This is a genomic window from Candidatus Methylacidiphilales bacterium (assembly GCA_028713655.1).
In the GTDB taxonomy this organism is placed as follows: domain Bacteria; phylum Verrucomicrobiota; class Verrucomicrobiia; order Methylacidiphilales; family JAAUTS01; genus JAQTNW01.
This window is the reverse complement of sequence record JAQTNW010000052.1, coordinates 1-21,354: the sequence shown is the minus strand read 5'-3', so window position 1 is coordinate 21,354 and position 21,354 is coordinate 1. Positions and strand designations below refer to the sequence as shown.

The window sequence follows — 21,354 nt, the reverse complement described above, 5'->3', positions numbered from 1 at the left end:
GCCCGCGCCGCCGCCCAAAATGACGCCGATGACACGGCCAAGATCAGGGTAATTTTTGGGCATAGGTGAGATTACATTGACGTTATAGAAAAGACGCGGGTAGAACAAGAGCTTTATGTGTGGAATTATTGCCTATGTCGGGGGTCGCGATGCCCAGCCTATTTTGCTGGATGCTTTGCGCCGTTTGGAATATCGCGGATACGATTCCGCAGGACTGGCGTCCCATTGCAAGGGCCAGCTCAAAATCCAAAAAAAAGCCGGGCGCATCTCGGAAGTCGCCAAACTCGTCGCCAAGGACCCCTGCGAATCCACCTCCGGCATCAGCCATACCCGATGGGCCACCCACGGCGAGCCCAACGACGTCAACGCCCATCCCCACCTGGACCAGTCCGGGAAAATCGCCCTGGTCCATAATGGCGTGGTTGAAAATTACCAGTCCCTCAAAAGAAGCCTCATCGCCAAGGGGCATACGTTCTCCTCCGCCACCGACACCGAGGTGCTCGCCCATTTGATCGGCGAGCATTACCAAAGCAGCCGGCTTCAACATGAAGATCGCCTGTTGGATGCCGTCAAAAAAGCACTCAGCGAAGTTGAAGGCACCTACGGCGTGGCCGTCATCCACCAGGATTATCCCGACTTTATCATCGGCGCGCGCCGGGGCAGCCCCCTCGTCCTTGGGCTCGGCGATCATGAGCAGTTCCTCTCCAGTGACGCCACCGCGCTGCTGCCCTATACCCAAAAGGTTGTTTACCTCAAGGATTTCGATGTCGTCACACTGCGGCCCAATCATTTTGAAATCCTGACCCTCGGCGAGCGCGAGGTTTCCTATGAAATCAAGCAGCTCGACCTGAAACCGGAATCCGCCGAAAAAGGCGACTTTCCGCATTTCATGCTCAAGGAAATCTTCGAGCAGCCCACCGCCATCGAGAACGCCATCCGCGGGCGCCTCGACAAGGACGACGGTTCTTCCCGCCTGGGCGGCCTGAACCTGAACAATGAACAATTGCGCGACATCAACCGCATCATCATTCTCGGTTGCGGCACGGCCCTGCATGCGGGCATGGTTGGCGAACACATGATCGAAACCACCGCGCATCTGCCGGTGGAAACGGATTTCTCCAGTGAGTTCCGTTACCGTAACACTCCGTTGGAACGCAATACCCTGTTTTTCGTGGTCAGCCAGTCCGGTGAAACCGCCGACACGCTCGGGGCCATGCGCGAAGCCCAGCGCAAGGGCCACAAAGTGCTCGGGATTTGCAACAACGTCGGAAGCACCATCGCGCGCGAATCGGACGGCGGTGTGTACATGCACGCCGGCCCGGAAATCGGCGTGGCCGCCACCAAATCGTTTGTCTCCCAGGTCACCATTTTCGCCCTGATCAGCCTGGCTCTGAGCCGCGTCCGCTTTCTTTCGGCTTCCAACGGGCGCGAGATCATCGATGCGCTGGAAAAACTGCCCACCCAGATCAACTCCATCCTGCATCAAAGCGATGCCATCCAGAAAATCGCCGAAAAATACGCCGACTCGCGGAGCATGCTTTTCTTCGGGCGGCAATTCAACTTCCCCATCGCGCTCGAGGGCGCGCTCAAGATGAAGGAAATTTCCTACATCCACGCCGAAGGCTATCCCTCCGCTGAGCTCAAACACGGTGTAATCGCCCTCATTGATAAAAACACGCCTTCCGTTGTCATCACCCCGCACGACAGCCTCTACGACAAAAACATGAACAGCATCCAGGAGATCAAGGCGCGCAGCGGGCCGGTCATCGCCATCGCCACGGAGGGCGACCAGGAAATTTTCAATAATGCCGACGAAGTCATCACCGCGCCTCAAACCCTGGAAATGTTGCAGCCTATTTTGAATATCATTCCGCTCCAGCTTCTGTCCTACTACACCGCCGTTGCCCTAGGCCGCGACGTGGACAAACCCCGGAACCTCGCCAAATCCGTCACGGTGGAATAGTGGACGGATTATGGAGTGCGCCGGCAGAGCGTAGCGGCGACGGCGCTTTTTACTCGTGACGAATGTCGGAGTGGTTTTTCACCGGCAATACAAAGCGGTGTCGCGCCTCCGGCTTTCCACCGCACTCCATGTCGCTTTATGGTCAAAATGTTTTTTTATGGCATTCTGCATTTCAGCATCTTGTCCCCAATTTGTTCATTAGAGGAGCCACCACCACGCTGCTTGTGGCGGGTATCGTGACGATGCGGCGATCTATGTGTTCGCATCCTGCTTTCCGGCATCGGGACGATGCCTCAACTCGCAGGCGTGGACGCCCGCTCTACACACTCATCCGCTCCATTCTCAGCCTGATTACGCCAATTTTAGGGAAAGTTTCTTTCCCGAATGCGCGCAATCCCGAAGATAGAGGTTGACCAGGTTTTGATAGGGAATGCCCGTTTCCCGGGCTTGCGACTTGAAATACTCAATGACATCCGTGCCCAGACGAAGGGTCACAGGCTTTCTGAAATGTTTTGCGTAGGGATTCCGGACTGAATCCGTGAAGTCGTATTCTTTTCTCATAAATAACTCCCATATTGCATTTTACATTAAATGTAAAATGCTTTCCTTGGAGCCTTGCGCCGCCCCTGCTCTTGGGGAATAGTACAACGTGCCCCACCTCAACAAACCTGAACTGCTCGCCCCGGCTGGAAACTGGGACTGCGCGCGTGCCGCCGTCGCCAACGGAGCCGATGCGGTGTATTTCGGCCTGCCGCGTTTCAATGCCAGGCTGCGCGCCGATAACTTTACCGGGGAAGACCTGCCGGAACTCGTGCGTTATCTCCACGAGCGCAATGTCAAAGCCTTCGTCACGCTCAACACCCTGGTCTTTACCGACGAACTGACGGACGCCGAGCAGTACCTGATTCATCTTCACCGTTGCGGAGTCGATGCCGCCATCGTCCAGGACCTGGGCCTTGTGCGACTCGCCCATGAAACCGTACCCGGATTCAAAATCCACGCCTCGACCCAGATGACACTCACCTCGGCCGAAGGCCTGCGCTTTGCAAAAAAGCTGGGTGTCGAGCGGGCCGTCCTGGCTCGCGAGCTCAGCCTCCGCGAGCTGGAAAAAATCCAAAAAGATCCGGTCCTGCCGTTGGAAGTCTTCGTTCATGGCGCCCTCTGTGTCGCGTATTCGGGCCAATGCCTGACAAGCGAAGCCCTGGGCCAGCGCAGCGCCAACCGCGGCGAATGCGCCCAGGCCTGCCGCCTGCCCTATCAACTTGTCGTCGATGACATCCTGCGCGACCTCGGTGACAAGCGCTACCTGCTCTCGCCGCAGGACCTCGCGGCGGTCGATGAAATCCCGCGCTTGATCGAGCTCGGCATCGCAAGTTTCAAGATTGAAGGCCGCCTGAAAGCGCCGGAATATGTGGCCGCCGTCACGCAGGTCTATCGCAAGGCCATCGATGCCTGCCTGGCACACAAACCGCAGAATCAGGCCGGAGCTCCCTCGACCGAGGATCGTTACAAACTGGAAATGACTTTTTCCCGGGGCCTTTATTCCGGCTGGCTGAACAGCGTGAACCACCAACAGCTCGTCCACGCCCGGTTCGGAAAAAAACGCGGGCCGTTGGCCGGTTACTTGAAACAAATCGGCCCTGATTTTGTGGAACTGGATTTTCAAACAGAGCTCAAGCCGGGCGACGGCATTGTGTTTGATACCGGGGGCGATACCGGGCAGGAACAGGGCGGCCGGATTTATCAGATTCACGGCGCGAGGCTGTATTTCGAGCATGACAAAATCGATTTTTCACAATTAAAACCCGGCCATCGGATCTGGAAAACCAGCGACCCCAAACTGGAGCGCGAGCTGCGTAAAAGTTTCCAGCAAGACCCGCCTCCAGCCACGCTGCCGGTTGATTTCGAAATCAGCGGAAAGTCGGGCGATGCGATGCGTGTCACCGCCCGCTGCGGCGATATCGCGACAAGCGTTGAATCCGGCATCCCGTTGCAAGCCGCCCTCAAACAGCCCCTCACCCCTGAAAAGTTAAGGGAACAATTCGGACGGCTCGGTGGAACAGCCTATCATCTTGAAACGTTAACCATCCGTCTGGATGACGGCTTGATTCTGCCGGTGAGCGAACTCAACCGGCTGCGGCGGCAGGTCGTGGCGGAGTTGGATAAAAATCGCAGCGGACAAATTGCTTCACCGGAACAAGCAGCCATAAAGCCACGGCTTCAGCAGATCCTGAAAGAAATCGCAGTCAGCATCAAACCGGTCAACGGCGAGCCACAACTTTCAACTTTATGCCGTTCATTGGAGCAGATCCAATCCTCCCTCCAGTGCGGTATCCGGCACGTCTATGCCGACTTCGAGGACATCCGCCGCTACCGCGAAGCTGTGGCGCTGGTCCGTGAAAGCGGCTCGCCCGAAACCGCCATTTTCCTCGCAACGCCGCGCATTCAAAAGGCCGGGGAGGAAGGTTTTTTCAAATTGATTGAAGGCATGAAGCCCGACGGCATTCTCATCCGAAACCTCGGCGCCCTTTCCTATTTCCAAAACACTACGCTGCAAAAAATCGGCGATTTTTCACTCAACGTCGCCAATCCCCTTACTGCCGAAGTCCTCATGAAGGAAGGCTTCGAGCGCCTGACGATTTCCTACGACCTCAATGCCGACCAGGTGCTATCACTGCTGCGTCAGGCTCCCGCAGGCTGGTTTGAACTGGTCCTGCACCAGCACATGCCCATGTTTCACATGGAGCACTGCGTCTTTGCCGCATTCCTTTCCAACGGAACGGACCACACCAATTGCGGCAGGCCATGCGACCATCATCAGATCCGCCTGCGCGACCGCGTGGGCGCCGAACATCCGGTCAAGGCCGACGTCGGTTGCCGGAACACCGTGTTCCACCAAAAAGCCCAGACCGGCGCGGCGTTTTACGATTCGTTTGTGGAAACGGGGCTGCGGCATTTTCGGATCGAATTTCTCAACGAAGACTCCGCGCAAACGCGCAAGACCATCGGAGATTATCAGTTATTTATCGCCAGGAAACTCGATGCCCAGACCCTGGCCCGGCAGCTCAAGGCCCAGGGTCAGCTTGGCGTCACCAGCGGAACGCTGACGGTATTGCAATGATCCTGTCAAATAAGACGCTGACCCGCATTCCGATCCGCCTCCACTTTCATAAATTTCTCTCTGTCGTTTTCCCGGCAAACTGCTTATTTTTCCAACCATGCCCGTCGAGTCGATGCTGGACTATTCCTCCCGCTCCTTGCTGGCCGAATTTGATGTCAAACGAACCCGATTTTATCCCATCACCATGATCAAAAAAACCCGCAAGGCCGTCTATGTCGCTGACGAAATCATCGAGGCCGCCCGGCATCGCGGCATATCGCTCGCCGATTACATTGCCCACCTCCATGCCAACCAAAGGTCCATTCATGTGGCCCATGTGTCCAGTGTGTACCGCGGCTTTGCCCTGCTGGAAATGGCACGGGTACCCGTCGATCCCGCCTATTATGATCTCGTCTATGGCGTGCTCGGAGAGGAAACCGGGAAAAATTTTCACAAAAAAGCGTCCACGGGCAAGGAACACGCAGTCGCCATTGCCGCGGCTCAGTTGCTGGGCCCCGACACCCGCGTAAGCGCCGTGGAAGCCATTTTCATGGCCGCCTCCAGAGCGAGTGTCATGCATGAAGGCTATCTGGAAGCGGCGCGCCTGTTGGAGGCCACGTTATACCGTTAATTTATTTGCATCCTAAAAATCTTATTCTACAATAACTCTATAGATTTTGTCTGGTATTGAATCCCCCGTGTATCTAGCGTCGGCAAGTCAGGCATTAACTGAATAAAAACATGGCCACAAAAAGCGTTGAAGAAATCAAGGAACAAAGCCATTCCCTCCGGGGGAAGCTTGCCGAAACCCTACAATCCGGCGTCACTCATTTTGAAGAGGAGGAAGCCCAGCTCATCAAGCTTCACGGCTCGTATCAGGAAGACGACCGGGACCTGCGCGTGGAACGCAAAAGGGCCGGTTTGGACAAAGCCTGGCAGTTCATGGTGCGCAGCAAAATTCCGGGCGGGGAACTCAGTTCCGAACAATATCTGGTGCATGACCGCATGGCGGATGAACTGGCCAACGGCACCCTGCGCCTCACCACCCGACAGGGCATCCAGCTCTACGGCATCCTGATCGGCAACCTCAAAGCCGTCATCCAACGCATCAACAAAAGCGGGCTCACAACCTGGGGCGCCTGCGGCGACGTCGTGCGCAACACCATGTCCACGGCCATCCCCTTTTCCAACCCGGTCTTCCGCGATGCTCAAAAATTGTCCGAGGAAATCTCGCGCGCCTTTTTTCCGAAAAGCACCGCCTACAGCGAAATCTGGCTGGATGGCAAAAAATTGGAGGACGGGAAAGAAGACGTCGAGGAACCGATCTACGGCCGCCATTACCTGCCGAGAAAATTCAAGATCGGCATTGCCATTCCGCCCTACAACGACATTGACTTCCTCAGCCAGGATATCGCGCTGATCCCCCATTTTCCCAAGGGCGAGGTGGAAGGATACACGTTGTATGTCGGCGGCGGTTTCGGCATGTCGCACGGCCAGACCCTGACCCGGCCTTTCCTGGCCCAACCGCTTTTTTACGTCAAGCGGGAGCATGTCATCGACGCATGCGCCGCCGTGGTCACCACCCAGCGCGACCACGGACGCCGCGACGACCGGAAGCAAGCCCGCCTCAAATACCTGGTCAACAGCAAGGGCATCGAGTGGTTCCGCAAGGAAGTGGAATCGCGGCTGAAGGCGGCGGTTGAAAAGCCCAGGATCGAACATTTTGACAGCGTCGAAGACTTGTTAGGCTGGCGCGAACAGGGCGACGGAAAATGGTTTCGCGGCATCTGGATAGCCGAAGGCCGCATCAAGGACACGCCGGAAAACGGCATCCGCAAGGCCCTTCGCAAAATCTGCGAAACATTCAAGCCGCGCCTTCACATCACGCCAAACTGCAATCTTTACCTCTGCGACCTTGAAGCGAAGGACAAGGCCGGAATCGACGCCATTCTCCGGGAATTTCATGTTCCCGAGATCGAATCCATGAGCAAGGCCCTGCTGATGTCGCACGCCTGCGTGGCGCTACCCACCTGCGGCCTCGCGCTCGCCGAAAGCGAACGCGTGTTCCCCCAAATCATGGACGGCATCGACAAAATCCTCCGGGAATTGGGCCTGCAACAGGAGCCTATCCTGTTCCGCATGAGCGGCTGCCCGAACGGCTGTTCCCGGCCCTACAATGCCGACTTTTCTTTCGTCGGGCGCGCGCCTGGAAAATACGCCTTTTATGTCGGCGGCTCCCACCGCGGCGATCACCTCGCCGGTCTGCAGGAAAAAGTCGTCGCCCAGGAGGAAATCCCCTCCAAAGTCCGGCCGATTCTGGAAAATTTCGTCAAAAACAGGACCCCATCCGAGAAATTCTCGGACTACTGGCACCGGACCCAGATCAACGGAGAAACCCCGTCTGCCGACCAGTTCCATGTGGAATTGGCCGAACGCGCCGCGCGGTTGGCCGGGCAAAAAGTCGAGGCCCAAGGATAAAAATTCGTAATTTATTTCCGGCTTTTCACAAACTCGATGACTTTCCGGTCATCCGCTCCCGCAGACCAGACAAAGCGGAGAAAGTCCGCCGGAGCAATGTCATGGGCTTTCAAAAAATTGCGGTCCCCGCCACAGCCAAACATCAGGTCCTTGTCCATTTCGCCGCGGAGTTTCAAACGCGCCTTTTGCAGGATGCGAGGCAGCCATTCGATGCCATCGACTTTGTCGGTTTTGGTCGGCAGGCTGGATGTCTCCACGGTCTTGCCACTCGGTTTGCCATCCATCTCATAAAGAAAATAATCCCGCCGCGCAGCCGCGATCAGCAAAGTCGTGCCAAAATGCGGCTCGCCATGGTTGACCCAGTCTTCGGCAAAATCGTACAGTTCCTGGGCTGTACAGCCGATCGAGGCAAGAAACTCCAAGTCCAACGGGCCAAAATACGTTTCGGCGCCGCGTTTGCCCGATCTGTAGAGGGAAACCGCCTTATTGAATAATTTTTCGAATTCAACCGTCCAATGGTAGTGATCCATATAACCTTCCGTTTGGGGCGGGATTTGTTGTTCCGCCCGGGTTTTTGACAATTTTCATCGCCTTGGTCTTGATCTTCACCCTAATCCTGATAGCACCAATTCCAATAAAATGAAACACCTCCTTATAATTGCGTTGTCAATCGCCCTTGGTTCTTCCACTCTGCCCGCCATGTCCAACGAAGTAGCGGTCATTAAAACAAGCGAGGGCGATATGGTTGCGGAATTCTGGCCCGACGTTGCCCCCAATACAGTCGAAAATTTCAAAAAACTCGCCGGCTCCGGCTTTTACAACAAGACAGCCTTTCACCGGATCATCAAGGGATTCATGATCCAGGGGGGTGACCCGAACACGAAGGACGAATCCAAGGCCGCCATTTGGGGCACGGGCGGCCCCGGCCATAAAATCAAGGCGGAATTCAACAATAAAAGCCACGTCCGCGGCGTTCTCTCCATGGCGCGCGAATCCGACAATCCGGATTCCGCCGGTTCCCAGTTTTTCATCTGCCTGGATGCCGCTCCTTCCCTCGACGGCCTCTACACCGCCTTCGGGAAGCTGATCAAAGGCGAGGACGTCCTGCTGAAAATCGGCGACACCCAGGTCACCGCCAGCCCCACGGGCGAGCGCAGCCGCCCTGTCAAACGCATTGAAGTCAAAAGCATTGAGATAGTGCCGGCCTCCCAGGTCAAATAAGACGCCTCTCATTCCATAATTCTCATTTAAGTTGCTCAGAGAAGCACCGAAGGCGCGGGCTATATCAGCCTGGGGCATCGCCTCAGGAATCCAAATAATAAAAATTCCCAAGCCCTGAAAGGGCGTACTAACACATTTTCTCTGCGGCTCCGCGTCTTTGCGTGAGAAATGGGTTCATGCTTTTGGCGTCAAAAAACAAACCCCCTTGTCTTCCCCTTTCTCAGGGGGATAAATACAGCTTGTCCAAATCCTAAGAATATATTTTGTCCTGCTTCGTGCCTTCGCGTCTTCGTGTGAGATCCTGTTTTTATCTGCGTCAATCTGCGGATACTTCCGCGGTTTAAAAACCGCTTCACGGTGGACAATCCCGGCCCTGTGGCTAATATTTTCGGAACATCATGACCGACTCCGCCCAAGCCTATGCCGCCTGTACCGAGTTGGCCCGTACACATTACGAAAATTTCCCCGTCGGCCGCCTGGTTTCAGCCAAGCTGCGCCCGCATGTGCATGCCGTGTACGCCTTTGCGCGCGTGGCCGACGACATCGCCGACGAAGGCTACGCCGACCCCCGCAAACCCAGGCCCGAAGGCGGCATCCTCAGCCAGGAGGAACGCCTCGCCCAGCTCTGCCGCTACCGCGACGAACTCCGGGAATGGCTCTCCGGCTCCAGCCCCGAAAGCCCGTATGCCTGGATCTTTCTGCCCTTGCGCGAAACCGCCGCGCAGTTCGACCTGCCCCATTCCCTTTTTTACGACCTGCTCTCGGCCTTTGAACAGGACATCGTCAAACGGCGCTACGAAAATTTCGACGAGGTAAAAGACTACTGCCGCCGCAGCGCCAACCCCATCGGGCGGCTTGTACTTTTGCTCCACGGCTACCGCGAACCGCAATTGCACAAGTGGTCCGACGCCATTTGCACCGCACTGCAACTCGCCAATTTCTGGCAGGATGTGTCGGTCGATCTCGGCAAGGACCGGATTTACATTCCCGCCGACGACCGCCAACGCTTTGGCGTCAGCGAGGAAGATCTCTTTGAGGGCAAGGCCACGCCCGGATTCCGCGATTGCATCAAGTTCCAGGTGGACCGCACCCAATCGATTTTTGACGAAGGCGAGCCCCTGCCCCGCGCGCTGGGCCGGAAACTTTCCTGGGAAATCCGCCTGACCTGGCTCGGCGGCGCCACGATCTTGAAAAAAATCCGGCGCCAGAACTACGACACCCTGTCGCGCCGCCCCAAGCTCACGATTGCCGACGCCCTTTATCTCGTTCCACTGTCTTTAATAAAGCGTTAGACAATGTCCACGACCATCGGCCAGAAAATTACGCGCAGCAGCAGGTCCAACCTGGCGCTCTCCTTTATTTCCCTGCCCCCGGAAAAGAGCCGGGCCATGTCCTCCTTTTACGCGTTCTGCAGGATCGTGGATGACATCGTTGATGACAAACAAAAGTCCGACGAGGAAAAACGCCGCGAGATCCAATTTTGGCGCGATGAAGTGCGCAACTGCCGCGAAGGCGCGCCGGATTCCGAACTGGGCTTCGAGTTGAAGGAAATCATCCTTCGCTATCAAATCCCAAACCAGCCGTTCTATGACCTGCTGGATGGCGTGGAAATGGACGTCGGCAAGACGCGCTATGAAAATTTCCAGGAGATGTCGCTCTACTGCTACCGTGTCGCCTCCGCCGTCGGTCTCGTTTCCATCGAAATCTTCGGTTACACACAGCCGCAGGCCAAGGAATATGCCGTCGCGCTCGGCATGGCGTTTCAACTGACCAACATTCTCCGCGACGTGCGCTATGATTACGATCAATATGGCCGGATCTATCTGCCCCAGGACGAACTGAGGGCCTTCGGCGTCAGCGAGGCTGATTTGTTTTCCACCGCCCCGCACGAAGGCCGCGAACGGTTGCTCCGGCGCCAGGCTTTCCGAGCCGAGCATTATTTTCAAAAAGCCGCCCGCCTTTTGCCGGCCGAGGACCGGCCCGGCTTCATCGCGGCGGAACTCATGACTGAGGTCTATTACCGGCTGCTCCAAAAAATCCGTCGCCGCAAATATCAGATCCTTCAAAAACCAGTCCGCCTGAACAAACTGGAAAAACTGGCTGCCGCTTCGAAAGCCCGCAACGAGGGAGCCTTCATCAACCGAAAAAAGCTGAAGCCACCGCGCAAAATTGCGGTCTGGGGCGCCGGGTTTGCCGGAATGAGCGCTGCCCTGCACCTGGCACGGCAGGGTCATCAGGTGGAAGTTTTTGAAGCCAAGGCCTACACCGGCGGTCGGGCCCATAGCTTCGTGGACGCCCACACAGGCCTCACGCTCGACAACGGCCAGCACATTTTCATGGGCTGCTACCGCGACTGCCTCGCGCTGTTTGAAATGCTGGGCGTTACCGGCAAGCTCGCATTGCAGGACGGGATCGAAGTTCCCTATCTTTCCGCTGATGGTAACAGATCGATTTTAAAAGCCTCGCCCCTGCCCGCGCCGCTGCATCTGGTTTCCGCCCTGCTGGGCTTCAAGGAGCTGTCCTGGAAGGACCGCTTCGCCATCCTCCGGCTCGGAGCCATGATCCGCCTCGGCGCAAGCCCCACCGCGAATGAAACCGTGGCGGGGTGGCTCAAAAAAATGGGGCAGACCCCGAATGCCATACGCTGCCTTTGGGGGCCGTTTTGCATCGCCGCCCTCAACGAACCCGTCTCGCACGCAAGCGCCACATTATTCCACAACACCGTCCGGCTCTCGCTCTGCGCCTCAAAACACGACTCCAGCATCTATCTCAGCAAAGTCGGCCTGAGCGAATTATTGAGCCCGGAGGCGGAACGCTTTCTCGCCGCAACCGGTTCCAAAATCAATCTGGGCCGCGGCGTCCGTGAAATTCATTTTGACGGCAACCATGTCTCGGGCTTTACCACCACCGATGGCGCCGCCGTCAGCGCCGATTGTTATGTTAGCGCCCTGCCCTGGACCGCCCTGCGCGCGTTGCTGCCGGAGAACGCGCCCCTCGTCCAAAATCTCAAACAAATCGAATCGGCGCCGATCATCTCCATTCATTTGCTGAGCGATTGTCCGATCACAAGCGATGCCTATGTCGGCCTGCTCGACTCACCTGTGCAATGGATCTTCAATCGCGGGAAAGCCACGGCGGAGGGGCAGTCGGGTTATCTTTCTGCAATCGTCATCAGCGCCGCGTACGACCTGATGCAACTGGACAGCCGCGGGTTGATTGAAAAGGTCTGGAGCGAAATCAACCGCCATTTCCCCGGCACGCGCGGCGGCAAAATCCTGCACCAAGTCACCTACAAATCCCGCGACGCCACCTTTGCCGCCCGTCCCGGAGTGGATGCGTTCCGGCCCGGCCCGAAAACCGATTGGGACAATCTGTATCTTGCCGGGGATTGGACCCATACGGAATTGCCCGCGACCCTGGAAGGCGCGGCGCTCAGCGGCCACCGCGCCGCAGTTGCGATTGATTAGCCCGGTCTGCGATAAGGCCAGGAACACAGAGGGGAAATATTCGTAACCGCTTGATACTGTCTTTGATCCCCGGGAGCGCGGGCATCTTGCCCGCAGTCGCAGGCGTCCCGCCTGCGACATTGCTTTCCGTTCGGAAATCATCCCATACTCCGAAGCGAGCCATAAAACCCATCCACTGCGCAAGATGCGCAGCGGTGCGGGCAGGATGCCCGCGCTCCTGGAAATGCAGAGGATAGGATTGCCATTTCGAAATCCAGCCGGTAAACATTCCGATATGAAATTCATTCTTGCATCACTGGCGTTACTTCTTACTTTCAGCCCCATGGCATTTACACAAACAGACAGCGGAGCGGAAAACATCGCGAAGGAAGCCCGCTTCCTCGACGAAAACAAGGCGCGCGCAGGCGTCAAGGTCACCAAAAGCGGCCTGCAATATGAAGTCGTGAAGGAAGGCGCCGGAAAATCCCCCGCTGCGACCGACACCGTCACGGTCAATTACGAAGGCAAGCTGCTCAACGGAACCGTATTTGACAGTTCCTACAAACGCGGCCAGCCTGCCACGTTCCCGCTGAACCGCGTCATCCCCGGCTGGACCGAGGGCGTGCAGTTGATGAAGACGGGCGCCACGTATCTTTTCTACATTCCGAGCAAACTGGCCTACGGTCCCCAAGGCGCTCCCGGCGCAATCGGACCCAACGAATGCCTGATCTTCAAGGTCGAATTGATCTCGATCCAATAGTCTGAACGCCATCTCCGCAAAAAGCATTTTTATCCGCAGATTTCCGCGGATAAACGCAGATGTTTGAATGCTTGGATACTTGAACGCCAAAGGCGTTCCGACCCAAAGCCCATGGTTGCGAGGGACGAGTTACCCTGGGTTTCAATGCCCACAAAAAAAATCAACCTCAAACGGGGTTGTGGCGAATATTTCACAGGGCCGACAACCTATTTTGCAGAGATATCCTTTCCCGTTCCCCTCGGCCACATCTCCAACGGCCTTGAAAAATCGCGGCAGCCAGGTCAGCGGTGCTGGCAACTTTCATATTCCTTGATCCGCGCCAGAATCAATTCACGAATCTGTAACGGAAGAAGTTTGCTCCGGGCAATAAACTCGTTTCTGACCTCCTCAACGGGAAATATTCCATCTGCGACAAGAATTGGCGTTCGATTTGCGGTTGGCTTGGAGTCGCCTGAGTCAATTGCCGCGTGTCGGAAGCCTTGCTTGCGCGTCCATGTAAGCGCACGTTGGCACCCGATCTTGTCGTAACAGAGCTGAAATCCATGAATCTGTTCTTCCGACTCATACCACACGATCAAGTCGAAATAGTCATCAAAAAGCCAGCGACGATCCAGATCGTGCGCAACAGGCCTGATGGGTTCGTTTGTGAGCATTTGAATCAGCGGCACCTAACCGGTGTATTGTTTAATCAAATTCACGGCATCATGTTACCCGATGGGCTGTGAAACTGGCAAGAAGACAACCAAAACAAGTCTCGCGTCCGCCAAAGGACGGATTCGTCCAGCGTGCGAACCAAGGACTCCACGGTCGCAAAGTTTTAAACGAACTTTGAGATCTTCCTGTAAAAACGTGCTGTGCCTTTTGCGTCTCGGCGTCTTATGCCCTCTGCGTTAAAAATGTGTTCTTAAATCCGTGTTTACCGGCTCACGCCGCCGGAGTGGACGGTGCCCTTGTAATTGAACCACGCAAAAAAGCCCAGCATCACCGCCGCAAAATAATTTCCCGACACCGCCATGAAACACCCGGCAGCAATCGCCGTGGCGGCCCCGATCCAGCAGGCAATCCGGAATCGGGAAGGCCCCAGGAGGTCGCGCATCACCTGCCCGCCATCCATCGGCATCACCGGCAGCAAATTGAACACGGTCCACCAGGTATTCACATAAAGGCTGGTTTTAAATATTTCATCCAGCACAGGCGAAATCGGGGGTGAATAATTCCATGCCAGAAACGATATCACGGCCAATCCAATGCTGAACGCGGGTCCGGCCAGACTCACAACAATGTTCTGGGGCCGAGTATAAAGTTGTCCCTGCAAAAAAGTGGTCCCGCCGAAGGCGTGCAGTTCAATCACCGCATGCCCGCCAAACCTTCTCCCCAACAGCGCATGGCCGAGTTCGTGGATCAGGATCGAAACCAAAACCACCAGGATCCATTCAAGCACCGGAATCCAGTCTGCTGCGGCACCCCTCATACTAAGCCCACCGCCAAGAATGAAACAACTCAGCCAGAACCACGGGCGGATGCGAACCGGAAATCCAAACAGTGAAAATTCAAACATGGAAGTTGAGCTTGATGAGCTTTCGCAACTGCGCAAGCTCATTCAAACACCGTCCGACCATCGCACTATACGACCATTAGACCATCCAACAATCCCACCATCCCACCCATGTCCCGTCTCCCCGACCGTTTTGATCTGCTCGTGCGCAAGGCGCGGGAGCGTGATTGCACCCCGGAACGCCAGCTCGATCTGCTCCTGGGCGGGCTGTTTGCGCTCAGTGAATGGCATTTCATCAACCGGGGCGACCAGGAAAATCCGCGCCCGGCTTTTGTCGAACTGGACGGCACCGTTTCCCTGCTGCTTTTTTCAAACCCGGACAAGGCGGACGACTTCAGCGCAGAACGTGGCGAGCGCAAGCCGCACGAAGCGCTGGGCCTGATTTCCATCCGTCCGGCGGACGCCATCGAATACGCCAGGCAGTTTGAGGCCCACGGCTGCCATCACCTGCTCGTAAATCCCGGCGCTTTTTCGTTCATGGTTTTGACCGGTGAAGTTTTCGGCTTTTATAGGGAATGGATCCAAAACCGGCACAAGAACAAGATCGGATTCTGGATTCCTAATATGACGAGCGAGGAAGAAGATTTCTGGCAGGAACACGGGCTTTAACCCCGGGGAAAAACAGCATATTTTTTACAGGAAGATCGCGAAGTTCGTTTAAAACTTCAACTACCACTCAAACTCCATCTCCAACTCTTACTCCTAATCTTAATTCCAGATGCCCTCTTTGCGCCTCGGCGTCGTATGTTCGCACACGGGACGAATCCGTCCTTCGGCGGATTCTTTGCGTTAAAATGCTAGGCTTTCCTCCACTGTGAGCGGTGAAACTCCCGTCCCTCGTTTTCAAACTGCCGTTCAAAGTCGCTCTTGGGATCTCCGCCTGAATCCCAGGCGCCCAGGTCTTCCCAACCCGGACAACGGCGCAGGACTCCCTGTGCCCAGGTGAAATATTCCGCGTGATCGGTTGTGAAACGAATGACACCCCCGGGCACCAGGGCCAGCCGGGCCGATTCCAAAAATTCCGGCTGGATCAAGCGATGCTTGTGGTGGCGGCGCTTGGGCCAGGGATCCGGAAACATGATGTGAATCACCGACACGCTTTCCGGCGGGCACATCCGGGAGATGACATATTCCGATTGCAGGCGCAGGGTTTTTAAGTTTTTCAAACCACGCTGCACCGTGCGCTTGGCGATCTTCGAGGCGCGCCCCTTCAATCGCTCGATGGCGAGAAAATTCCGTTCCGGATTCCGGGTCGCATATTCCAAAATAAACCCGCCGTCCCCGGCGCCCAATTCGATTTCCACCGGGTTCGCGTTTCCGAAAATCTCCCGCCAATCCCAGGTGCGGACGATGTCCTCGTTGGGCAGCCAGGGCTGGATGGGTTCGGGTTCGTTCATTTGTATCCGCAGATTTCACAGATTCACGCAGAATTGAACCAAGCACAATTTTATTAGCCACGAAAGAGCACAAAAACACAGAGAAAGACGCAAAAATAGTAGCGATTGACATGAATCACTGCGCTTGCTCAATTATCCGTCTCTATGAACCCATCCTGCCGATTCCCAGCCTTGCCCTTTGTTTTATCAGCGACCCTAATCTTTCTTTTTTGGGGAACAATTCAGGCTAATGCAGAGAATGCCATTCCGGCGGGACAGCAATATGCCGTGATGGAACAGCAGTCCGGCAGCGCCGAAACCGCCTCGAAAATCAATACGGGTGACAATGCCTGGATGCTTGTGAGTTCGGCGCTGGTGCTGATGATGACCGCGCCGGGATTGATTCTTTTTTACGGCGGCCTTGTGCGCAGCAAGAACGTGCTTTCCACCATGATGCACAGCCTGATTCTCATGGCCGTTGTTTCAACCCTGTGGATGATTTTCGGATACAGCATGGCGTTTTCACCCGGCAATGCGTTCATTGGAAATCCTTTCACCCATTTTCTACTAAACGGCGTCGGCGGAGACCCCAATCCCGATTATGCCGGAACCGTGCCCCAGCAAACTTTCATGCTTTTCCAAATGATGTTTGCCATCATTACCCCCGCCCTGATCAGCGGCGCCATGGCGGAACGAATCAAATTCAGCGGCTACGTCGTGTTCATCATGCTCTGGGTCACGCTGGTTTATTTTCCGTTGTGCCACATGGTCTGGGGCAAGGGCGGATATTTCAACTGGGCCCTGGGTGGAAAAGTCCCGGTGCTCGATTTCGCGGGCGGTACCGTGGTGCACATCAGCTCGGGCGTATCGGCGCTTGTCTGCGCCATCATGCTCGGGAAACGGGCCGGATACAATCTGGAACCCATGATGCCGCACAACGTCGTGCTTTCCCTGATTGGCACGGGATTGCTCTGGGTGGGCTGGTTTGGATTCAATGCCGGCAGCGCGCTGACCGCCGGCACGCTCGCCACAAGCGCCTTTGCCGCCACTCATTTTTCAGCGGCAGCAGGCGCCTTGAGCTGGTCCTTTGTCGAATGGGCTCGCAAAGGCAAACCCAGCGTACTCGGCGCAGCCTCCGGAATGGTCGCCGGGCTGGCCACGATCACTCCCGCCTCGGGATTCGTTTCGATCCCAGCGGCATTTTGCATCGGTCTGGCGGGAGGGGCGGTTTGCTACTTCGCAGTGACGAAATTGAAAGCGCGTTTTAATTACGACGACGCGCTGGATGTTTTCGGCGTGCATGGAGTCGGCAGCACGATCGGCATGTTGCTGCTCGGCTTGCTGGCCAATGGAGCCGTCAATCCCCCCATCGTTTCCACCTACATGTCCGCAGGCGCCAGCCTCTCGCTCGTGGGTGGCACACAACAACTTGCCAACCAGGCGATCGGCGTGTTTTTCAGCATTGCCTATGCAGGGATTGCCACCTGGGTCCTGTTCAAGATTGTGGATGCCCTCATCGGCCTGCGGGTGAACCGGGAGGACGAATACTCAGGGCTGGACGTCACACAACACGGCGAGAGCGCCTACAGCGAGTAACGAGAAAAGGCTGCGATTTACCGCGTTCTGCGCTTTACAAACGCTGAAATCCATTGCTTAATTTCCCCTCGCTTTCAAGGGCTGGATAGCTCAGTTGGTAGAGCAGCGGACTGAAAATCCGCGTGTCGCCGGTTCGATCCCGGCTCCAGCCACATTTTAGATCACTTGGAATTTATCCGCAGATGACTCAGATTCCCGCAGATTTAAGAAAATTCAGGACCCTATTGTAACATGCCCGTTATTTTTTGTTTGGATTTTAGCCCCCGAAGCCCCTGTATTAATACCTTATGCGCGTTCTCGTCACCGGCATGATTGCAGGCATGGATGATGCCGCCTACATCGAAAAAGTGCTCGAACTCGGCCGGCGGAACAACCGCGAAATCCACGCCTTCAACGCCGTCCATGAATTCACCAAGGGCGGGCGCAAACCCCTGGAACGGCTGCTCGGGGCGACTGATTACGTCTTCGAACTCACCCGCGAGCGCGAATACGAAAAGATCGGCTACGAAATCCAAAAGCACGGCTACGAGGACGTCATCATCCGTGTGCCCGCGACGGTCGAATGGAACCGCATCAACCGCAAATTCAAGGACCAACGTTACATCCGCGATTTCATCAAGCCCGACCTGATTGTCACCCTGATCGAAGCGGAATGGATGATTAAGAAAAAGATCGACGGCATCGCGGGCTCCGATCCGTTCCTAAAAGCCCTCCGTGACCGCAACCACACGCTCTATGAAATTCTCTCGTGGATGCACGAGGAAGTCAGCCTTTCCGAGGATTGGGCCAAAGCCATGGGCATCCCGCATTACGTCATTGCCATTGGTGATCCCCCGGAATGCCTCTTCAAACTGGCCACCACACCGGACCCCTGGGTCGTCTATGCCAGCTATTCCATGACTTACGCGCCGCCCGAAAAGCGCGAGGAAGTCAACCGCACCATCCGCCGCCTGCGCGAATACGCGGTGGTGATCGACCCCCAAACGGTTGAAATCGGCGCCACCTATCAAAAGGAAAGCCAGGCGGACAAGGAAGCCATCTACGCCTACACCGTCCATCGCGACCTGCATTGGTACGTCGGCAAAGTCCATGCCGTGGTCGCCATCCACCCCTATTCCGAGAGGCCACCGCTGTCCGCGGGGATGATGGACGAACTCGGCCATGCCCGCGATTACATGAAAGCGCGCTACATGATCTTCCCGAAAGGCTTTTCCCCCTTCACCACGGATAGTTACATCGAGAAAGGGCATCTCTTCGAAACCTCCGAAGACTTCTTCAACTATCTCGACAATGTCGAAAAACGGCCCAAATTCACAGGAGACTTTCAACTGCAGTCGGACCTTAAACTCTAACCCGGGAACCATTTGAAAACCACGACCGAATCCCTAGCCTCCCTCATCGACCACACGCTTCTCAAGCCTGACGTTACAGTCACTCAAATAAAAAAACTCTGCCACGAGGCGCTGGAGTTCGGCTTTTATTCGGTTTGCATCAATCCCTATTGGATTTCGACGGCGAAACCGCTCCTGGCCGGCAGCGGCGTAAAAATTTGCACCGTGGCCGGGTTTCCGCTCGGGGCCAACCTGCCCAAGAGCAAAGCCCATGAAGCGGCCATCGCTTTCGCCGCCGGGGCGGATGAGATCGACATGGTGATGAACATCGGGGCCGCCTTGGAAAATCACTGGAATTTTATCGAGCACGAAATTCACGAGGTGGTTTCGGTGTCCCGCCAACATCCGGTCAAAGTGGTCCTCGAAACCTGCCTGCTCAACGATGAGCAAATCCGGGAAGCTTGCAAGGCCACCGAGAACGCCGGAGCCGCGTTTGTGAAGACCTCGACCGGGTTCGGATCGGGCGGAGCGACTGTGGAAGCCGTGCAACTCATGCGGAAAAGTGTTTCTGCCGCGCTGGGTGTGAAGGCTTCCGGCGGTATCCGCACCCGGGACGCCGCCCTCAAGCTGGTGGAAGCCGGCGCCAACCGTCTCGGGACCTCGTCTGGCATCGCCATTGTACAGGGCGCGGTTTGAACGACGCGACAACCCAGAAGAAAATAGTTACACACCCCGAAGCGGCCGCCGCAGCGACCTTTCTGCCCCTCTTGATAGACGGGATAGGCTTAATTCACCACGAGGTTCGGATTATCCTTGCGCAGTTGATCGGCCTGGGCTTGGGCTTGCTGCGCCCGCTTGACAGGCTTGTAGTAGATGGTGGAAACGACCAGAAAACTTTCCAACGCAGCCGCCTTGTCTCCCTTTTTCAGATACGCCTGGGCTCTGACAAAATTCAAGTCGCTCAAAATGGACATCATTTTGGCGTCCGGCGCCGCACTCACGCCGATTGCCTGCTCGGCTTCGTCCAGCATTTTTAGGGCATCGTCCGCCTTGTCGCGAATAATCAGAGTGTTTGCCTTGCCGATCATGCCCTTAAAGCGATACTGGCCTCCTGAATACGAGGCGATGATTTTGTCGCAAAGCTGTTCGCTTTCAAACGTCTTGCCTGTCTTGGCCAAGGCTTCCGCCAGATAACCCGCACCATCCGCAACCCAAGGGGCGTCGAGTCCGATGAACTTGTCAATCAACGGCTTGAGCTTCTCGATGCCCTTTTGATAATCCTGATCGTCGATTGCCTGCAGGCCGACCTTGTAATCCGGCCGCTCAGACAGCTCAATCTTCTGGATATTGGCCTTGGGATACGGAATGGACCCCTGATCCGTCTTGATCAAAATATTGCCCGTTGGGGTAATCGAGTCAATTTCGCCCGTGACGGCGGCCCCTTGTTTTAGGATGATTTTATCTTGCGCCTGAAGCGCAGGGCTCGCTATCACAGTACCGGCCAAAATGCATAAATAAAAAAAACGTTGCGGTTTGAAAAGCTTCATCGGTTTCATAAAAATCAATCCTGAATCCTTAAATACTCACACTCATGCTTAGTTTTCTCAATCAAAAATTAAAATTCCTGCTCATCGTCATTTTGGGCGTAATCGGCATTTCGTTCGTCTTCTTCGGCAACTGGACGCCGCGCAACGGCGGGGGTTCCGTAAACGACAGCCTTGCCGTCATCGACGGCCATACCATCCGCTATGCGGATTTGGCCAACGCCGAACGCGCCACCCGTCTGATCTACATGCTTCAAACCGGAAGACCGGCTCCGAGTTCCGCCCAGGCGGATCAGGCCTTTCGCCAGCGAACCTGGAGTCGCCTGCTGATTCTCGCCGCCGCACGCAAAGCGGGAATCAATACCAGCGACGCTCAGGTGTACGACTTCATTTTGCAACACCCGTTTTTCCAGGAAAAGGGGCAGTATTCCGACGAGCGCCGGAATAATTTCAGAATCAATTTCCTCTCGCCCCAGGGCATCAATGACGCGCGCTTCACGGAAATCATCCGGGATGAACTCAGCATTGAACGCATGGTCAAGGCGGTGTCCGACACCACGGTGGTTCTGCCTGCTGAAATAGAGGAGACCTGCGAAAAACTCTACGGCAAAGCCAGCCTTGAATACGTCGAAATTTCCGAATCTGAAATCCGCAAGAGCCTCAAACCCAGCGCGCAGGAAATCAAAACGTTTTATGACGCCAACCCCGCCACCTATCTCGACCCTGAAAAACGGGTGGTGGAATACGTGAAGTTCCCCCTCGATCCGAAGCAATCCCAACTTAAAGGCGCGGAACGCGATGAAGCCCTGCGCAAACTCGGTCAGAAGGCCTATGAATTCGCCAATATCTTTTTCCAGGCCTACGACACCAAACAGCCCGTACCCGATTTCAGCGCAGAAGTCCGGAAGCAAGCCTTGGAGGTCAAAGCAACCGCCGCCTTCACCCGTAACGAATCCATCATCGACAGCACAAAGGGAAAGGCGC

At 55.9% G+C, this 21,354-nt stretch carries 19 protein-coding genes and 1 tRNA gene; 14 read left to right on the top strand and 6 right to left on the bottom strand.

Annotation, left to right across the window (positions count from 1 at the left end; all coding sequences use genetic code 11):
* Positions 1-115: 115 nt before the first annotated feature.
* Entirely contained in the window at positions 116-1,963 is a 1,848-nt protein-coding gene (gene glmS / locus PHD76_13575) for a glutamine--fructose-6-phosphate transaminase (isomerizing) (protein ID MDD5262870.1), read from the top strand.
* Between the two features lie 351 nt (positions 1,964-2,314).
* Here the strand turns inward: glmS and PHD76_13570 are convergent, their stop codons facing one another.
* Positions 2,315-2,524: a CopG family antitoxin gene (locus PHD76_13570; GenBank protein MDD5262869.1), complete on the bottom strand. Its 210-nt coding sequence runs from the start codon at positions 2,522-2,524 to the stop codon at positions 2,315-2,317.
* Positions 2,525-2,612: 88 nt separating this feature from the next.
* Between PHD76_13570 and PHD76_13565 the strand changes: the two genes are divergently transcribed.
* The 3 genes from PHD76_13565 to PHD76_13555 all read left to right on the top strand — a co-directional run bounded on the left by PHD76_13565 (position 2,613) and on the right by PHD76_13555 (position 7,541).
* Complete coding sequence (locus PHD76_13565; protein ID MDD5262868.1) at positions 2,613-5,084, top strand: U32 family peptidase; 2,472 nt, start codon at positions 2,613-2,615, stop codon at positions 5,082-5,084.
* A gap of 97 nt (positions 5,085-5,181) precedes the next feature.
* Complete coding sequence (locus PHD76_13560) at positions 5,182-5,694, top strand: hypothetical protein (protein MDD5262867.1); 513 nt, start codon at positions 5,182-5,184, stop codon at positions 5,692-5,694.
* A gap of 110 nt (positions 5,695-5,804) precedes the next feature.
* On the top strand, positions 5,805-7,541 hold the full coding sequence (locus PHD76_13555; protein ID MDD5262866.1) for an NADPH-dependent assimilatory sulfite reductase hemoprotein subunit: 1,737 nt from the start codon (positions 5,805-5,807) through the stop codon (positions 7,539-7,541).
* 11 nt (positions 7,542-7,552) lie between these two features.
* Here PHD76_13555 and PHD76_13550 read toward each other — a convergent pair whose 3' ends face one another.
* Positions 7,553-8,071: a DUF5069 domain-containing protein gene (locus PHD76_13550; GenBank protein MDD5262865.1), complete on the bottom strand. Its 519-nt coding sequence runs from the start codon at positions 8,069-8,071 to the stop codon at positions 7,553-7,555.
* 109 nt (positions 8,072-8,180) lie between these two features.
* On the opposite strand from PHD76_13550, the gene PHD76_13545 reads away from it, so the two are divergent.
* From PHD76_13545 to PHD76_13530, 4 genes are all read left to right on the top strand, one after another.
* Positions 8,181-8,762: a peptidylprolyl isomerase gene (locus PHD76_13545; protein MDD5262864.1), complete on the top strand. Its 582-nt coding sequence runs from the start codon at positions 8,181-8,183 to the stop codon at positions 8,760-8,762.
* A gap of 398 nt (positions 8,763-9,160) precedes the next feature.
* On the top strand, positions 9,161-10,054 hold the full coding sequence (hpnC, locus tag PHD76_13540) for a squalene synthase HpnC (GenBank protein ID MDD5262863.1): 894 nt from the start codon (positions 9,161-9,163) through the stop codon (positions 10,052-10,054).
* A gap of 3 nt (positions 10,055-10,057) precedes the next feature.
* Entirely contained in the window at positions 10,058-12,229 is a 2,172-nt protein-coding gene (gene hpnE / locus PHD76_13535; protein MDD5262862.1) for a hydroxysqualene dehydroxylase HpnE, read from the top strand.
* A 274-nt stretch (positions 12,230-12,503) separates the two neighbouring features.
* Positions 12,504-12,968, top strand: a complete 465-nt coding sequence (locus PHD76_13530) for an FKBP-type peptidyl-prolyl cis-trans isomerase (GenBank protein MDD5262861.1) — start codon at positions 12,504-12,506, stop codon at positions 12,966-12,968.
* Positions 12,969-13,249: 281 nt separating this feature from the next.
* On the opposite strand, the gene PHD76_13525 is transcribed toward PHD76_13530, so the two are convergent.
* Positions 13,250-13,621, bottom strand: a complete 372-nt coding sequence (locus PHD76_13525; protein MDD5262860.1) for a hypothetical protein — start codon at positions 13,619-13,621, stop codon at positions 13,250-13,252.
* 263 nt (positions 13,622-13,884) lie between these two features.
* Positions 13,885-14,526 carry a hypothetical protein gene (locus PHD76_13520; protein ID MDD5262859.1) on the bottom strand — a complete coding sequence of 214 codons (642 nt, stop codon included), beginning with the start codon at positions 14,524-14,526 and terminating at the stop codon, positions 13,885-13,887.
* A 108-nt stretch (positions 14,527-14,634) separates the two neighbouring features.
* Here PHD76_13520 and PHD76_13515 point away from each other — a divergent pair, with 108 nt between their 5' ends.
* Positions 14,635-15,132 carry a hypothetical protein gene (locus PHD76_13515; GenBank protein ID MDD5262858.1) on the top strand — a complete coding sequence of 166 codons (498 nt, stop codon included), beginning with the start codon at positions 14,635-14,637 and terminating at the stop codon, positions 15,130-15,132.
* 188 nt (positions 15,133-15,320) lie between these two features.
* Here the strand turns inward: PHD76_13515 and trmB are convergent, their stop codons facing one another.
* The gene (gene trmB / locus PHD76_13510; GenBank protein ID MDD5262857.1) at positions 15,321-15,920 is read right to left on the bottom strand and encodes a tRNA (guanosine(46)-N7)-methyltransferase TrmB; all 600 of its coding nucleotides are present in this window, start codon (positions 15,918-15,920) and stop codon (positions 15,321-15,323) included.
* Positions 15,921-16,190: 270 nt separating this feature from the next.
* Here trmB and PHD76_13505 point away from each other — a divergent pair, with 270 nt between their 5' ends.
* The 4 genes from PHD76_13505 to deoC all read left to right on the top strand — a co-directional run bounded on the left by PHD76_13505 (position 16,191) and on the right by deoC (position 19,522).
* On the top strand, positions 16,191-17,495 hold the full coding sequence (locus PHD76_13505; protein ID MDD5262856.1) for an ammonium transporter: 1,305 nt from the start codon (positions 16,191-16,193) through the stop codon (positions 17,493-17,495).
* A 79-nt stretch (positions 17,496-17,574) separates the two neighbouring features.
* A tRNA-Phe gene (locus PHD76_13500) sits at positions 17,575-17,647 on the top strand.
* A 135-nt stretch (positions 17,648-17,782) separates the two neighbouring features.
* Positions 17,783-18,847 carry a hypothetical protein gene (locus PHD76_13495; GenBank protein ID MDD5262855.1) on the top strand — a complete coding sequence of 355 codons (1,065 nt, stop codon included), beginning with the start codon at positions 17,783-17,785 and terminating at the stop codon, positions 18,845-18,847.
* A gap of 12 nt (positions 18,848-18,859) precedes the next feature.
* Complete coding sequence (gene deoC / locus PHD76_13490; protein MDD5262854.1) at positions 18,860-19,522, top strand: deoxyribose-phosphate aldolase; 663 nt, start codon at positions 18,860-18,862, stop codon at positions 19,520-19,522.
* A gap of 89 nt (positions 19,523-19,611) precedes the next feature.
* On the opposite strand, the gene PHD76_13485 is transcribed toward deoC, so the two are convergent.
* A complete protein-coding gene (locus PHD76_13485) occupies positions 19,612-20,382 on the bottom strand; it encodes a hypothetical protein (protein ID MDD5262853.1) in 771 nt (256 codons plus the stop codon).
* Positions 20,383-20,417: 35 nt separating this feature from the next.
* Here PHD76_13485 and PHD76_13480 point away from each other — a divergent pair.
* A partial coding sequence (locus PHD76_13480; protein ID MDD5262852.1) for a peptidylprolyl isomerase occupies positions 20,418-21,354 on the top strand: 937 nt, incomplete at its 3' end.